The organism is Acinetobacter sp. YH12231, assembly GCF_013417755.1.
Taxonomy (GTDB): Bacteria; Pseudomonadota; Gammaproteobacteria; order Pseudomonadales; family Moraxellaceae; genus Acinetobacter; species Acinetobacter amyesii.
In genome coordinates, this window is record NZ_VPDJ01000016.1 from 18589 (window position 1) to 34456 (window position 15868).

The 15868-nt window shown below is 40.6% G+C and carries 15 protein-coding genes and 1 pseudogene; 12 read left to right on the forward strand and 4 right to left on the reverse strand.

What is annotated here, in order from left to right; all coding sequences use genetic code 11:
* Window positions 1-95: 95 nt before the first annotated feature.
* From cyoA to alr, 12 genes are all read left to right on the forward strand, one after another.
* Complete coding sequence (cyoA, locus tag FTV11_RS10925; RefSeq protein ID WP_078188579.1) at window positions 96-1163, forward strand: ubiquinol oxidase subunit II; 1068 nt, start codon at window positions 96-98, stop codon at window positions 1161-1163.
* Between the two features lie 3 nt (window positions 1164-1166).
* Entirely contained in the window at window positions 1167-3155 is a 1989-nt protein-coding gene (gene cyoB, locus FTV11_RS10930) for a cytochrome o ubiquinol oxidase subunit I (RefSeq protein ID WP_078193968.1), read from the forward strand.
* Window positions 3156-3159: 4 nt separating this feature from the next.
* Entirely contained in the window at window positions 3160-3780 is a 621-nt protein-coding gene (cyoC, locus tag FTV11_RS10935; protein WP_078188581.1) for a cytochrome o ubiquinol oxidase subunit III, read from the forward strand.
* Window positions 3780-4106 (forward strand): cytochrome o ubiquinol oxidase subunit IV, encoded by a 327-nt coding sequence (locus FTV11_RS10940; protein WP_078188582.1) that lies wholly within the window; start codon window positions 3780-3782, stop codon window positions 4104-4106. The genes cyoC and FTV11_RS10940 overlap by 1 nt, the downstream gene beginning before the upstream one ends.
* A gap of 10 nt (window positions 4107-4116) precedes the next feature.
* Window positions 4117-4995, forward strand: coding sequence for a heme o synthase (gene cyoE / locus FTV11_RS10945; RefSeq protein WP_180073995.1), 879 nt, complete (start codon window positions 4117-4119; stop codon window positions 4993-4995).
* Window positions 4996-5097: 102 nt separating this feature from the next.
* Window positions 5098-7215, forward strand: a complete 2118-nt coding sequence (locus tag FTV11_RS10950) for a hypothetical protein (RefSeq protein ID WP_180073996.1) — start codon at window positions 5098-5100, stop codon at window positions 7213-7215.
* 6 nt (window positions 7216-7221) lie between these two features.
* Window positions 7222-8010, forward strand: coding sequence for a DUF3142 domain-containing protein (locus FTV11_RS10955; RefSeq protein WP_180026460.1), 789 nt, complete (start codon window positions 7222-7224; stop codon window positions 8008-8010).
* 157 nt (window positions 8011-8167) lie between these two features.
* Entirely contained in the window at window positions 8168-8554 is a 387-nt protein-coding gene (gene rpsF / locus FTV11_RS10960) for a 30S ribosomal protein S6 (RefSeq protein WP_004696436.1), read from the forward strand.
* 12 nt (window positions 8555-8566) lie between these two features.
* The gene (gene rpsR, locus FTV11_RS10965) at window positions 8567-8794 is read left to right on the forward strand and encodes a 30S ribosomal protein S18 (RefSeq protein ID WP_004278792.1); all 228 of its coding nucleotides are present in this window, start codon (window positions 8567-8569) and stop codon (window positions 8792-8794) included.
* Between the two features lie 9 nt (window positions 8795-8803).
* Entirely contained in the window at window positions 8804-9250 is a 447-nt protein-coding gene (gene rplI / locus FTV11_RS10970) for a 50S ribosomal protein L9 (protein ID WP_078188585.1), read from the forward strand.
* Window positions 9251-9487: 237 nt separating this feature from the next.
* A complete protein-coding gene (gene dnaB, locus FTV11_RS10975) occupies window positions 9488-10927 on the forward strand; it encodes a replicative DNA helicase (protein ID WP_078188586.1) in 1440 nt (479 codons plus the stop codon).
* A gap of 48 nt (window positions 10928-10975) precedes the next feature.
* Window positions 10976-12049 (forward strand): alanine racemase, encoded by a 1074-nt coding sequence (gene alr / locus FTV11_RS10980; protein ID WP_180073997.1) that lies wholly within the window; start codon window positions 10976-10978, stop codon window positions 12047-12049.
* A gap of 96 nt (window positions 12050-12145) precedes the next feature.
* On the opposite strand, the gene FTV11_RS10985 is transcribed toward alr, so the two are convergent.
* The 4 genes and pseudogenes from FTV11_RS10985 to FTV11_RS11000 form a co-directional block, all read right to left on the reverse strand.
* Window positions 12146-12880, reverse strand: a complete 735-nt coding sequence (locus FTV11_RS10985; protein ID WP_180010367.1) for a proteasome-type protease — start codon at window positions 12878-12880, stop codon at window positions 12146-12148.
* Window positions 12881-12897: 17 nt separating this feature from the next.
* Complete coding sequence (locus FTV11_RS10990) at window positions 12898-13677, reverse strand: transglutaminase family protein (RefSeq protein ID WP_168377742.1); 780 nt, start codon at window positions 13675-13677, stop codon at window positions 12898-12900.
* Window positions 13674-14276 (reverse strand): alpha-E domain-containing protein, encoded by a 603-nt coding sequence (locus FTV11_RS10995; RefSeq protein ID WP_168377743.1) that lies wholly within the window; start codon window positions 14274-14276, stop codon window positions 13674-13676. The genes FTV11_RS10990 and FTV11_RS10995 overlap by 4 nt, the downstream gene beginning before the upstream one ends.
* 22 nt (window positions 14277-14298) lie before the next feature.
* A pseudogene (locus FTV11_RS11000) lies at window positions 14299-15732 on the reverse strand (circularly permuted type 2 ATP-grasp protein); the annotation flags it as partial.
* Window positions 15733-15868 lie beyond the last annotated feature (136 nt).

The window sequence follows — 15868 nt, forward strand, 5'->3', positions numbered from 1 at the left end:
TTTTTCATGTCTGAAAAAATCACAATCATGCGACACTTTATTCGCTATCCCAAATTTTAAATTTAGGGAATGGGACTCTTCACCGAGGTTGTAAAATGAGACAAACAATTTTAGCTGTATTGTCTTTATCTGCGATCGCTGCACTCTTAACTGGGTGTGGTGGTGATATGGTACTTCTAAACTCAAAAGGTCCAGTTGCTGAAGGTCAATCAAACCTCATGCTTACTGCGATCTACCTAATGTTGTTGGTCGTTATTCCATCAGCACTTATGGCGTTATGGTTTGGTTGGAAATATCGCGCGTCAAATAAAGATGCAGACTATAAACCTACTTGGGCACACTCGACTGCAATTGAAGTTGTAGTTTGGGGTATTCCTGTCATTATTATTGGTATTTTAGCGGCATTAACATGGTGGGGCTCACACGAGTACGATCCATACAAACCATTAAAATCAGAAAAAGCACCATTAACAGTTCAAGTTATTGCTGAACAATTTAAATGGATCTTTATCTACCCGGAACAAGGCATCGCGACTGTAAACGAAATGCGTTTCCCAGAGAAAACTCCGGTATCGCTTCGTATTACATCTAACTTTACGATGAACTCATTCTTCATCCCTGCGTTAGGTGGTCAGATTTATGCAATGGCGGGTATGCAAACTCACCTGAACCTTTTAGCTGACGAACTTAGTCCTGCTGAAGGCTTCCGTGGTTTCTCATCTAACTACTCAGGTTACGGTTTCTCACAAATGCGCTTCCGCGCTCACTCTGTGACAGATACTCAGTTTGCTGAATGGGTTTCTGCTGTTAAAGCTGGTAATGGTACTTCAGTGAATCCACAAGCAGTTCAAAAAACTGTTTTAGACCAAGCTGAATTCCAAACTCTTAAAGACGGCGACCGCTCTAAACATCAGATCGAAGCTTTAGTTGCTAGAGCAACTACTCCTGAAGAAAAGGCTAAAGCTGAAGCAATGAAGCCTTACCCTACTAAGCCACATCCAGTGACTTATTACTCTTCAGTAGAACCTAAATTGTTCGAATCAGTGATCAATAAATACATGAGTAACTACCACGGTGCTGATCATACAGCTACTGTTGGACACGAAGCTGCTGCTTCTGAAGCTCATGCAGGCGTTGAACATGCGACTGTTGCAGGGGAATAAGACATGAGCTTATTAGGTAAGTTAGGACCAGATGCAATTCCACACGATCCAATCGTGTTGGTTACTGTTGCAATGATGATCCTTGGCGGTATCGCAATTGTTGCTGGTATCACCTACTTTAAAAAATGGGGCTACTTGTGGAACGAATGGTTCACATCTGTAGACCATAAAAAAATTGGTATCATGTATATCCTCGTGTCAATTGTCATGCTTGTGCGTGGTTTTGCCGATGCGATTATGATGCGTCTTCAACTGTTCCTTGCAAAAGGTGGCGGTGAAGGTTACTTACACCCAGAACACTATGACCAGATCTTTACTGCCCATGGCGTAATCATGATCTTCTTCGTAGCAATGGGTCTAGTTGTTGGTTTAATGAACGTTGCTGTACCACTTCAAATTGGTGCACGTGACGTAGCATTCCCATTATTAAACTCTCTTAGCTTCTGGTTATTCGCCGGCGCAGCGGGCTTAATGATGGCTTCTCTTGCAATTGGTGAATTCGCTGCAACAGGTTGGATGGCTTACCCTCCACTTTCTGGCATCGAATACTCTCCAGGTGTAGGTGTAGACTACTATATCTGGGCACTTCAGGTTTCTGGTCTAGGTACGCTTCTTACTGGTGTTAACTTCTTCGTTACCATCATTAAAATGCGTGCGCCTGGCATGAAACTTATGGACATGCCTATTTTCACTTGGACTGCATTAGTTACTGTAGTGCTTATCGTTGCAACTTTCCCAGTTTTGACTGCGACTATTGCAATGCTTTCACTTGACCGTTACTTCGGCTTCCATTTCTTTACAAATGACATGGGTGGTAGCCCAATGTTGTATGTAAACTTGATTTGGACTTGGGGTCACCCAGAAGTTTACATCTTGGTATTACCTGCTTTTGGTATTTACTCAGAAGTTACTGCTGTGTTCTCACGCAAAGCGTTGTTCGGCTACAAATCAATGGTGTACGCAACTGTAGCAATTGGTGTTCTTTCACTAGTTGTATGGGTTCACCACTTCTTTACAATGGGTGCTGGTGCCAACGTTAACGCGTTCTTCGGTATCATGACCATGATCATTGCGATCCCTACTGGTGTGAAAATCTTCTCTTGGTTATTCACTATGTACAAGGGCCGCATCACCTATACAACTCCAATGCTTTGGACACTTGGCTTCCTTGTGACTTTCGGTATTGGTGGTTTAACAGGCGTATTAATGGCAGTTCCACCAGCGGACTTCTTAGTACACAACTCTTTATTCCTTATCGCTCACTTCCATAACGTAATTATTGGTGGTGTAGTGTTCGCGATGTTCGCGGGTATCATTTTCTACTGGCCAAAAATGTTTGGTTGGAAATTGAATGAAACTTGGGGTAAAGCAGCGTTCTGGTTCTGGTTCTTCGGTTTCTACTTTGCATTCATGCCACTTTATATCCTTGGTTTCATGGGTATGACTCGTCGTTTGAATACATATGACAACCCTGAATGGGATCCGTACTTAGCGATCGCTTTATTTGGTTCTGTATTGGTTGCTATCGGTATCTTCTGTTTTGTTATGCAAATCGTTGTTGGTTTCCTTCAACGCAAAGACAACATGGACGTTACTGGCGATATCTGGGATGGTCGTACTCTTGAGTGGGCTACTTCATCTCCTTCACCATTCTATAACTTTGCTTATCTTCCAAAGATCAATGGTATTGATACTTTCTGGACTGACAAAGAAAATGGTGTTGCTTACGCTAAGCCAACTACATACGAAGACATCCATATGCCTACAAACCGTGCGGCAGGTTTCGTAATTGCAATGTTTATTACAGTTATGGGCTTCGCATTAATCTGGCATATCTGGTGGTTAGTCGTTGTAACTTTCATTGCTTCAATTATCAGCTTCATCGTTTCTTCTTTCACTAAGAAAGTTGACTACTATGTTCCAGCTGCAGAAGTTGAACGTATTGAAAATGAACGCTACGCGCTTCTTGAAAAACATTTGAAGAAGGACTAAGACAATGGCTGAAGTACTTCATCACGACAACCACGGACATGACGAACATCATCATCACGATGATACTGACATCACTGTCTTTGGTTTCTGGACTTACTTGATGAGTGACTTGGTTCTTTTCGGGACACTCTTCATCGCGTTCGCTGTATTAAGTAGCCACGTTCCAGTGGGTACGCCAAGTGCACAAGAGCTATTTGGTGAATCTTTAGGTTTCGTTTTAACTGAAACTTTCGCCCTTCTTATCTCTTCTGTAACTTTTGGTTTTGCTGTTCTTGCAGCATACAAGAAAAATGTTGGTCAAGTTTTAACTTGGTTAGCAGTTACTTGGGTATTTGGTGCAGCCTTCATTGGCATGGAACTTTATGAGTTCAATCATTTAGTTCATGCTGGTCATGGCCCAAGCACAAGTGCGTTCTTATCTGCGTTCTTTACTTTAGTTGGTACGCACGGTATTCACGTAACTTCTGGTTTGGTATGGATGCTTGTGTTGATGTTCCAAATCAAGAAATATGGTTTGACACTTCCAAACACTCGTCGTCTTGCTTGCCTAAGCTTGTTCTGGCACTTCCTTGACATCGTTTGGATCTGCGTATTCAGCGTTGTTTACTTGATGGGAGTTATCTAATGAGTCACGATCATAACTCTGCTGGTGCAGCTCACGGTAACGTTAAACAATATACAATCGGATTTATCCTTTCTGTTCTACTTACCGTAATTCCATTCGGTATGGTAATGGCAGGTGGTTTTAGCCGCGGTCTATTGGTTGCCGTAATTGCGATTACTGCGGTTGCTCAGGTTCTTATTCAGTTAGTTTACTTCCTGCATATGAACTCTTCTTCAGAGCAACGCTGGAACGTGATTGCATTTGTTTATACAATCCTCACAATTGCTATCCTTTTAGTAGGTTCTGTGTGGATTATGAACTACCTTCACTTCAACATGATGATCTAAACTGGTCGTCATGCTGAAAAAGTATTTATTCCTGACTAAACCAGGAATTCTCTTTGGTAACTTTGTTACCGCTTTGGGTGGCTACTTTGTAGCTGCCCAAGGTTCTGTAGATTTCCTTCTGTTGCTTCTTACCCTCTTAGGCACCCTCTTTGTGGTCGCTTCTGGATGTGTTGTCAATAACGTTATTGACCAAGACATCGACTCAAAAATGCAACGCACACAAAATCGTGCGATGGTTAAAAAATCAATCTCGATTCCTGTTGCTTTAGTTTTTGCTTTAGTTTTAGGTGTATTTGGTTTTAGTATTTTATGGTTCTGGGTAAATGCTTACGCTTTTCTTTTTGCTGTTATTGGTTTTGTCGTATACGTTGGTTTTTACAGCTTATGGACAAAACGAACAACAATTCATCAAACCATTATCGGCAGTCTTTCTGGCGCAGCGCCACCTGTAATCGGGTATACGGCTGTTGCAAACCAGTTTGATTTAGGTGCATTACTGATTTTTATTGGTTATGCATTTTGGCAAATGCCTCATTCTTGGGGAATTGCAGTTTACCGATTTGATGACTACAAAAATGCAGGAATTCCAATTTTACCTGTAGCACGTTCAATTCATCGAACCAAGGTTGAATCTTTGGTTTACGTGATTTTGTTCTGCATCACCATGAACGGTTTATACTTTTATGGTTATGCCAATTGGATTTATATGATTGTCCTGAATGCCTTAAGTCTGTATTGGATTTATTTAACCATTCAAGGATTCAAAGCTGAAGATGATCAAGTTTGGGCAAAACAATATTTCATGTTTTCGGTCAAATTGATCACAGTGATTAGTTTAATTTTTAGTTTTACTTCCACTGCCCCTCTAAAGCCAATTGTATTTTTTTAAAGAAGATAGAGTTTTACTCTATCTTTTTTTATTTCTAGGCATCTTCAATCAACTTTCCCCACTTGATATCATTGCACCTACAATTATAAATAACTGTGCCTTATGTCTTCTCAAAAAAAAATTCTTCGCTCTGCTCTTTTCACATCATTTATTCCTTTTGGCATTTTCTTTAGTGCACACAGTCATGCAGGTATGGATGTCTATTGTGAACCTTCGACTGAAATTCAGACCACTGCCTATACTGCATGCAATGAATTGCCTGCGCTCACGCCGGCAAATGACAATCAAACCAATATGCTGCTGTTGCTTAGCGATTTAGGCATTGCCAAATTTAATATTCAAGAAGAAAAATCCACTTTATGGACAACTAGCTATAGCAAAGTTCCTTTTGAAGTTTCCAGTCTTTTAGTGAATAGCCACAATAAATTGCCAAATGCGCGCAAACCGCTAAAAGCACCAGATTTAAGTTATAACGAACATTGCAATAGCCTGCAAAATGGTGCGCACGCGTTTATTCAACAAGTCAAAACGGACACTAAGCTTTCAAGCAGTGAAAAAGACATGTTGATCCATGAGCGTGAAAAAATTAATAATTGTGAAAACACATTAGCTTTACTGAGCGTGAATCCAAATTGGTCTGCCGCTGCACGTCAATATGTATCCTATCTAAATGCAACGATCTCTTTTTATAATACTCACTTTTCCACAGCGACTAAGATTTATTCAGTACTAACCAATGTTGATCAAGCGTGGTTAAAAGAAACTTCTCAATATATGCTTATTCGTAGCACCTTAAATGAAGCCTATCAAAGTGGTGTTGGTGAATATGGTGATTTAGTACATGACAAACTCAATCAAAACTTATTAACCACTTTTTTTAATAACATTACTCAGTACTTTAAGCTCTATCCGCAGGGTCAATATGCTGCAAGCGCACGCGGTTTATTAAGACGTGGTTTTTGGCTCAGCGGTAAACACGATTTACTGATCAATGAATATGTTTGGCAAATCAATCATCCAACATCCAGCGTCTATAATTTAGAATTGCCAAATCTACCTTATGAATTAGATCGACATGTTTTTCAAAGTAATAGACTCAATGTCAAAAATTTGAAAGATCCATTTTTTCTTAGCATTTATGACCTTATGCATATGCGCAAAAAAGAAACGGCAGATGATGTGGTCATTTCATGGGCTGAGTTAAACGCACAGAAAAATTATTTTAAAGATTCACTAGAACTGTTCCAGTATTTGCAGGCAAATCACTTATTTTATGTGCAAAACAAAGCACAAGAAGCACTCAAATATCTGCCACAACAAGTACCGAGCAGCATCAACAGTTACCTACAGTTGAGTCAGCTACTACTTAAAGGCCGCATTCTGGAAGCTAGTGGGCGAAATCAAACCACTCAAAAATATTGGGAAAACCTACTTTCCATCAGCAAAACCGCCGAACAACGTGGATTGGCTGAACTTATGCTCTATCGCTACTATGCTCAACAGCAAAATACTGCACAATTTATTGGTTCTTCAGCCAAAATCAAGCAAGCTTATCTACAGCAACAATATTTAGTCGATGCAGCGAATGAACAAAGTTTAATGTCTGTGGTCAAAAATAACGTGGCCACGCAAGATCAAAAAAATGTTGCGCTTTATACCCTACTAAATAAGTCATTGGCTTATCAAAACTTTGATTTATTTAACCAAGCGTATCGTGAATTACCAAGCAACGCGGCTCAATTTAATACTGAACAAAACACTGCAGAGAAGTTTCGCAATCAGCCATCATTTGCAAATTTCTTATGGAAAGGTGCAAGCGTGAGCAATTCGATTAAATGTCCTGACTTGGCAACTTTGACCCAACAATTGCAAGTCAACCCAAAAGACCTGAGCCTTAATTTATGCTTAGGTGAATATGCGCGTAGTTCACAAGCCTATACCATACTAAATCTCAACTACCTGCCTGATCATTCACTGCAAAGTTTCAAGGGTACTTATTTTGCCCGTGGCGATGTATATAAAAACATTATTAAAACAGGGACAAAATCTGAATTAACGGCTTATGCGCTGTACCGTGCCATTCAATGTTATGCGCCAAGTGGCAATAATGAATGCCAAGACAAAGATGTAAATAAGTCGGTTCGAAAACAATGGTTTGATCAAATCAAACGCGACTATCCAGAAACCAGCTGGGCTAAATCTCTAAAATATTATTGGTAATTGATGATGATTTTGCAGGTGATCAAGTGGTCAAGAACATTTCGACTTTTGCTTATCTTGAGTATAGGTTTGTGCTCTGCTTGCACACCTGCCCAATCTGGAAAAACACAACAGGCTCAAACCAAATTACAGCAACGTGTTGATGCAGCACATTATTCAAGTTTTTGGATTTGGGGCAATATTTCTAGTAGCCCCTACTTACAGCAAGCCACGGAGCTCTATATTTTACAAGGTGAATTGAATTGGAATAAACCTTTAAAACGATCCGAGTTTATCCCTCAAGGCATTCAAGTCCTCCATAAACCACAGCAGAAAATTTGGATTGTAATCCGTAGCCATCATTTACAATGGTCAAATAACAATATTCAGCAAATTTTGCAGCGGCTTAAACATTGGGAAAATAACGGCAATCAGATCCAAGGCTTACAAATCGATTTTGACGCCAAAACTAAAAACATTCATCAATATGCCTTATTCCTTGAAAATATACGAAAGCAACTACCTCAAAAATATCGTTTAAGCATTACTGGTTTAATGGATTGGACCAATGTTCAAGATCAGCAAACGCTCAGTATATTGCGCCGCAATATTGATGAGATCGCCATTCAAACTTATCGTGGTAGTGCCACGATCGAGAATTACACGAGTTATCTGAATAAAGTCTCAAAATTGAAACTACCCTATAAAATAGGCCTCGTACAACATGGCCGTTGGCACGCACCTCAACATTTAATTAATGATCCTTATTTTAAAGGTTATGTGGTGTTTTTATTACGTACCGCTAATCGGCCTTAAACCATAAATAATTCAAGCATTTTAAATCCATGCCTTGTATTTCAAACCTAAACGCTCTAAAATTCACGCTTCGCAATTATTGCGACACAACTTTGGTTGTGACTCCTTGCTTCAATCAATTAATGATTGGGGCTGCCTAAACCGTAAGGAGCTGACAATGCGTCACTACGAAATCGTACTATTGGTACATCCAGACCAAAGCGATCAAGTTGTGGGTATGGTAGAACGTTACCTAACTCACATCAAAGAAGCTGAAGGTCAAATCCACCGTCTTGAAGACTGGGGTCGTCGTCAATTGGCTTACCCAATCAACAAGATCCACAAAGCTCACTACATTCTTATGAATGTTGAGTGTGGTCAAACTACTCTTGATGAGCTAGAAGAATTGTTCCGTTACAACGATGCAATCATTCGTAGCCTTATCATCCGTCGTGAAAACGCTATCACTGAAGAGTCACTATTGGCTAAGAGTGCTGAAGAAAAACGTGCGCGTAAAGCTCAACGTGAAGAAGCACAACAAGCTCAAGACTCTGCTGAAGCATAAGGAGAACATAACATGGCACGTTTTTACCGTCGTCGCAAGTTCTGCCGCTTTACAGCTGAGAACGTTACGTACATCGACTACAAAGATATCGACACTTTAAAACAGTACATCACTGAAAACGGCAAGATTGTTCCTAGCCGTATTACAGGTACTAAAGCTCGTTACCAACGTCAATTAGCGCTTGCTATCAAACAAGCTCGCTACTTGTCTTTGATCCCTTACACTGACAATCATAAGTGAGGTTGAGCTGTGGATATTATCTTATTACAACGCATTAAAAACCTTGGTAAATTAGGCGATAAAGTTTCAGTTAAAGCTGGTTACGGCCGTAACTTCCTTATCCCTCAAGGTAAAGCAGTTGCTGCTACTGAAGCTAACACTGCTGCATTTGAAGCTCGTCGTGCTGAACTTGAGAAACAAGAAGCTGAAGTATTAGCTGCTGCTCAAGCACGTGCTGACCAATTGAACGAAGTTAACATCGTAATCACTGCTAAAGCTGGTGACGAAGGTAAACTATTCGGTTCTATCGGTACTCGTGACATCGCTGACGCGTTAACTAATGCTGGTCTTGTTGTAGACCGCGCAGAAGTTCGTTTACCAAATGGTGCGCTTCGCAACACTGGTGAATTCAACATCGCAATCCAATTGCATCATGATGTTGTTGCAGAAGTTCTAGTTACTATCGTAGCTGAGTAATTTCTTGCAAAGAAAAGAGCATGCTTACGCATGCTCTTTTTTTATCTGTAAAAAATAGTGCTCCACTTTTTTACATTTTCAACTCTTCATTCAATTCAATGTGTGACGAATTAATCGGAAATACTTGTTCGCATTTCTGTAGAAAACGCCTATCATTTCAGTTTAATGAAGAGTTGAAAAAACTGTAATTAGCACCCATTTCCATCACATTAAATGGTTTCAGCATCAGGGATTTTTATGTCACAGGCGAATGCCAGCAAGCCAAACTCTACGCCAACAGCAAAAACCACAGAACAAAGTTCGTTGAAAGAGTTTCGTACCCCACCCCATAACCTTGCGATTGAACAAGCTGTGCTTGCTGCACTGATGACCGTTGCAGAATCATTTGAGCAAGTGGGTGATGTACTGACTGAAGCTGATTTTTATGCGACCCGTCATAAATATATTTTCCGAGCAATCGATCAACTATCAAAAGATAGCTCACCTTATGATGCGGTCTTAGTCAATGACTGGCTAATTAAACAAAACTTGCTCGATGCTGCTGGTGGCGAAGAATACCTGATGCAACTGATGTCAGATTCACCTTCTAGTTTCTATAACCTTGAAACTTATGCTGCAAAAATTAAAGAGTTTTCAACTTTACGCAGCATGATTAAAGTCAGCTCGGAGATTTTACAAAATGCCTATGACACCAAAGGTCGTACGGTCAGTGAAATTTTAGATCTAGCAGAAACTAATATTTTCTCTATTGCCGAGCAACACAACAACAACGCCAAAGCTCAAGGCCCTAAAGCCATTAACTCTGTCGTTGCTAGTGTATTTGATAAGTTGAATGAACTTTCTCAAACTGAAGGCAGTATCACGGGTTTAACCACTGGATTTGTAGAACTTGATAATAAAACCTCAGGTATGCAAGCAGGCGATTTGATTATTGTGGCGGCCCGTCCATCGATGGGTAAAACTACTTTTGCCATGAACTTGGTTGAAAGTGTGCTGTTTAATAACAACCTGCCCGCTCTAGTTTACTCTATGGAGATGCCCGCGGACTCGATTGCAATGCGTTTGATATCCTCGTTCGGTCGTGTACACCAAGGGCATTTACGTGCAGGTAAAATGGATGCAGATGAATGGTCGAAAGTAACCAGTACCATTGTGCATCTCCAAGAAAAGAATTTGTATATCGATGACTCGTCTGCACTACCTCCAACGGAAGTACGTGCCCGCGCGCGCCGAATTGCCAAAATGCACGGCGGTAAACTTGGCTGCATCATGGTCGATTACTTGCAGCTTATGAAAGTACCCGGTATGGGCGATAACCGTGTTGGCGAGATCTCAGAAATTTCCCGAAGCTTAAAAGCACTGGCTAAAGAAATGCACTGCCCAGTAATTGCACTGTCACAGTTGAACCGATCACTGGAAAACCGTCCTAATAAACGCCCAGTGATGTCCGACTTACGTGAATCGGGTGCGATCGAGCAGGATGCCGATTTGATCATGTTTATTTACCGCGACGAGGTTTATAACAAAGAGTCTAAAGAAGCAGGTACTGCAGAAATTATTATTGGTAAACAGCGTAACGGTCCAATTGGTACTGTGCGTCTTGCCTTCGAAGGTCAATACACCAAATTTAGTAACCTCTCCCCTGAGTTTTATGCTCAGTATGATGATGAAGAGTAAAGACTCTTTATCATCCATTAATTCATCGACCCTGTAGGAGTATTTAGGGTGCGCCAAGCTACAGTTTATATTGATCAACAAGCACTTCAATATAATTTAAACCGTGTCAAACAACTTGCCCCAACCGCTAAAATTGTAAGCATGGTGAAAGCCAATGCTTATGGACATGGAGTTAAAGACTGCTTAGCAGCCTTAAAAGACAGTGATGCCTTCGGTGTTGCTTGCCTAGAAGAAGCCTTAGAAATTCGTGAGTTGGGTTATGAACAACCCATTACGTTGATTGAAGGTATTTTCTCAGATGATGAAATGCAAATTATCATCGATAAAAAAATTGAATGTGTAGTGCATCATCAGCAACAACTAGATTGGTTACGTGCGCATAAAGATGCCTATATCGCTCAAGGTCTAAAAGTTTGGGTCAAACTCAACAGCGGTATGAACCGTTTAGGCTTTAAAGTGCCTGAAATTATTGATGTCATCAATGCATTAAAGGCGGAAGGTTTTACTTGCGTACTGGCGATGCACTTTGCCAATGCCGACGCAGAAAATCATCCTTTAAATGACCAACAACGTGAACAATTCTTACACGTAAAAGAAGCTTGTGCGCCAATCATGGGTTCGTGCTGTAACTCGGCTGCGATTTTCAAATGGCCAGAACTGAATTTTGATTTTGTTCGCCCAGGCATCATGCTATATGGCGCGACACCTTTCTCAGACCGTTCTGTAGAAGCATTAGATCTTAAACCGGTGATGACCTTTACCGCTGAAGTGATTGCTTTAAATACCATTCAAGCTGGTGAATCTGTGGGTTATGGATCGACTTTCGTTGCAGAACAAGAAATGAATCTTGCGATTGTGTCGATTGGTTATGGTGACGGTTATCCACGTGCCTTCCCTAAACAAAACTATGTATCCATCCATGGACAGAAAACGCGTGTGATTGGCCGTGTTGCCATGGATATGATTGCGATTGATATCACCGGTATGCATGCACCGATAGGCACTGAAGTTGAGCTTTGGGGCAAAGATCGTCTGGTTGATGACGTTGCAGAAGCGAACGGAACCATTGGCTATGAATTATTATGCCGTATGAGCGCGCGCCCTGTACGTAAATTAGCTTAATTACGCCAAATCAAAAAGCCCAGATCAAATCTGGGCTTTTTTTTATCTCGCTTTTTTTATTCACTTTTTAAATTGATCGATTTGTTGATCAAATGGTTATTGAAAATAGTCAGCTGTTGGTTTTGCCAATTCAATCAAACCCTGACGCAATGCTTCTGACCAGCCTTTACTGATCATGGTGAAATATGGGTCCTCTTCATAAATGCGCTTACCATTTGGTATTTCTAAACTGTCCTTTTTATAAACCAAAGCATCTAAAGGCATACCTACAGATACATTTGAGCGTATCGTTGAATCAAAAGAAATTAAGCTACAACGCATTGCTTCATCGAGTGGCATATCGTAACGCAAAGTTCGGTCGAGTATCGGCTTGCCATATTTGCTTTCGCCAATTTGAAAATATGGGGTATCAGGTGTTGCACAAATAAAGTTGCCTTGTGGATAGATGTTATATAACTGCATATCCGCACTGCCAATTTGACCGCCTACCAATAAACTACAGTAATAATTACTTTGTTCTAAAGTATCTGATGTGACATCTGAGATGACTTTTTTTAAGGTATGCCCGACCAATTCAGCCACTTCGAACATCGTATTTACACTATATAAATTCGGCTCTTGTTTGACCTCTAGCTGATTTTGTAAATGCCCAATGACCGCTTGTGTTGTGGCTAAATTTCCAGAGGTTTGGATGGTAATAAATCGCTCACCCACAATACCAAAGGAATAAAGTTTGCGAAAAACTGAAATATGGTCAACACCTGCATTTGTCCGTGTATCACTGATAAATACCATGCCATCTTTTAACCGTAATGCACAACAATAGGTCATTTTTATCTCTCAAATGATTAACAACTCAGCACTTGTACAATTGAGCTCATAGACTCAATACCACCTTTATCACGAACGCCTCGAACTGGAGCTACATCCCAGTAGTCCCGCCCAATCGCAACATAAATATGTGATTGTGGTGTAAATAGCTGATTACTGACATCAAAACAATACCATTTATTTTCGATATAGACTTCTACCCAAGCGTGACTGGCAAGGTGGCTACTATTCGGCACAAATAAATACCCAGAAATATAACGTGCAGGAATACCCAAATAGCGACACATTGCGATCATGACATGGCTATGATCCTGACATACCCCTTGCTTATGATGAAAAGCATCAATCGCTGAAGTATGTACCGATGTTTGATTCGATACATAGGGAATATGCGCCAATATCGCTTCAGCCAAACGAATCAGATTGGCACGATTGATACGAGGGACATAGCAATCGGCAAAACTTTTCATGTGAATATCGTACTGCGTACTCGGCGTTGGCTGTAAAAACAATTTCGGGTTTAAATCATCCGCATTTGAATCATTTGAACTCAAATTCATCTCTACGATGCCCTGCGCCATAATGGTCATTTGCAGATAAGGTTCGCGCTGCGTTGTGGTCAACCACACATTACCAAAAGTATCCAATTGCATATCACGCTGCCCCGGCACACTCACATCCCAATTTTGCACCTGTTGGTGTGCATTGGTGGACGGGGTCATTTTGATATATTGAATGCTTCTGTTTACCACATCAGTGTAAACATAATGGGTCTGATGGTTGATCATGAGCCTCATACAGCCACCTCAAACATATTTTGGATATGATCACTGAAATGGTAGAAGTTTTGGCTATTCGGCTGCTGTTTAAGTGCCAACCATGCCTCTTGCACGCTTTCCCATCCAAACTGAACCAAAGCCATGACAATATGTTCAATCTTCGCTAGGGTGTGTTGAATGTCCTGCTGCATGCGTAACTGGCGATCAAGCTGCTCTATGGCTTGTCCTAAACTAAAAAATAAAAATACATCTTCAGATTCGGACTCTAAAACATCTTGGCAATCTGTTACCACGTCACAGATATAACCTGGGTTATCACTCGCATTACGAATTAAACGGCTGAGTTCTGCATAACTTTTTGCTGAAAGTACACCCCTTAAGTCCTGAATATTACTTTGCGCATATTGAAATTGGCTGGAAAATGACGCCGGCTGCTCCGCATTTAAAACTAACTCATTCATTGAGTCGGCATCAAATGCTGGCAAACAAAAAGCATGTGCATAGTTCAATGCCGTATCAACATCTTGAAAAGGGAAAATACTGCATAAATATTGAGTACGTGCTAAATAACGCCCCAACCAAAAAATATGTTCTGCATTACTGTTTAATAAAATCATGTTTTGCTCCTTCACTGGAGTGCTATGAGCGTAAATCGTCTACTACCCACGTATCTTTAATGCCGCCGCCTTGAGAAGAATTCACTACCAATGAACCTGCTTGCATCGCGACACGAGTTAAGCCACCCGGTACAATTTCAGTTCGATATGGTGAACTCAGTACAAATGGGCGTAAATCGATATGGCGTTCCGAAACACCCGCCTCACTTAGGGTTGGGCTGACAGATAAATTTAAAGTCGGCTGTGCAATATATAAATGTGGTGCTGCGGCCACTTTATCTTTAAAGCTATTTAATTCTTGTAAAGAAGCTTGTGGACCGATCAGCATGCCGTAACCACCTGAACCCTGCGCTTCTTTGACCACCAATTTTTCGATATTCGAGAGCACATAATCCAATTCGTTCTGCTCACGACATTGATAGGTCGGCACATTTTTCAGGATCGCTTGTTCGCCTAAATAGAAATGAATCATTTTATCCACATATGGATAAATCGATTTATCATCTGCTACGCCTGTTCCCGGTGCATTTGCAATGATCACATTATGTTGCATATACGCTGACATGAGCCCTGCTACACCCAAAGTACTGTCAGGTTTGAAACATAATGGATCGAGGAAAGCATCATCCACACGACGATAAATTACATCAACCTGTTGTCGACCTTTGATGGTTTTCACATAAACCTTATCGTTTTCTACATAAAGGTCACGCGATGTCACTAAGGGTACATCCATCTCCCTTGCCAAAAAGGCATGTTCATAATACGCACTGTTAAAACGCCCTGGGGTTAAAACCACGATAAACGGGTTATCGACGTAGGCATTTTCTGCAAGAATTTCACGTAAAAGCTGCGGATACTGCTCAATCCCCATAATGTTGCTTTGCTGGCAAAGTTCAGGCATCAGTTTTTGACTGATCTTACGGCTTTCTAGCATATATGACACACCCGACGGTGTTCTAAGATTATCCTCAAGGACGTAAAATTCGCCTGATTGATCACGTATGATATCAATGCCACTGATTTGGCTATAAATTTTACCTTTTAGCCCATGCATATACATTTGTGGCAAATAGGCTTCATGCGTTAAGACTTGCAGTTCAGGAATAATTCCTGCTTTTAAAATATCTTGTTGATGGTAGACATCATGTAAAAACAGATTGAGAGCTTTCACGCGCTGTGCACAGCCCAGTGATAAATTATTCCATTCCTTTCGTGCAATCACACGAGGAATAAGATCATAAGGAATAGTGCGTTCAATGCCCTCATCTTCGCCATACACTGTAAAGGTAATACCCTCATAGATAAAATGTTGTTTTGCCACCTGATTTAGTTGTTTTAATTCATCAAGTGTATGCTGTGATAACCACTGCTCTATCCGTTGGCATGATTCTTTAGCTACCGTTTTACTGTCGCGCATTTCATTAAAAAAATTCGAATTAAATTGATTAAACAGCGCATGTCCTCGAGCAAGAGGTAAATTTTTTAATGTAGAGACAGAAGTATTGACCAACTTTGCCTCATAACCCTCAATTCCATTTGAAGTTGTATTACGATTTTCTTTCAGCATAGCAACTCCATGTTTTTCTCAT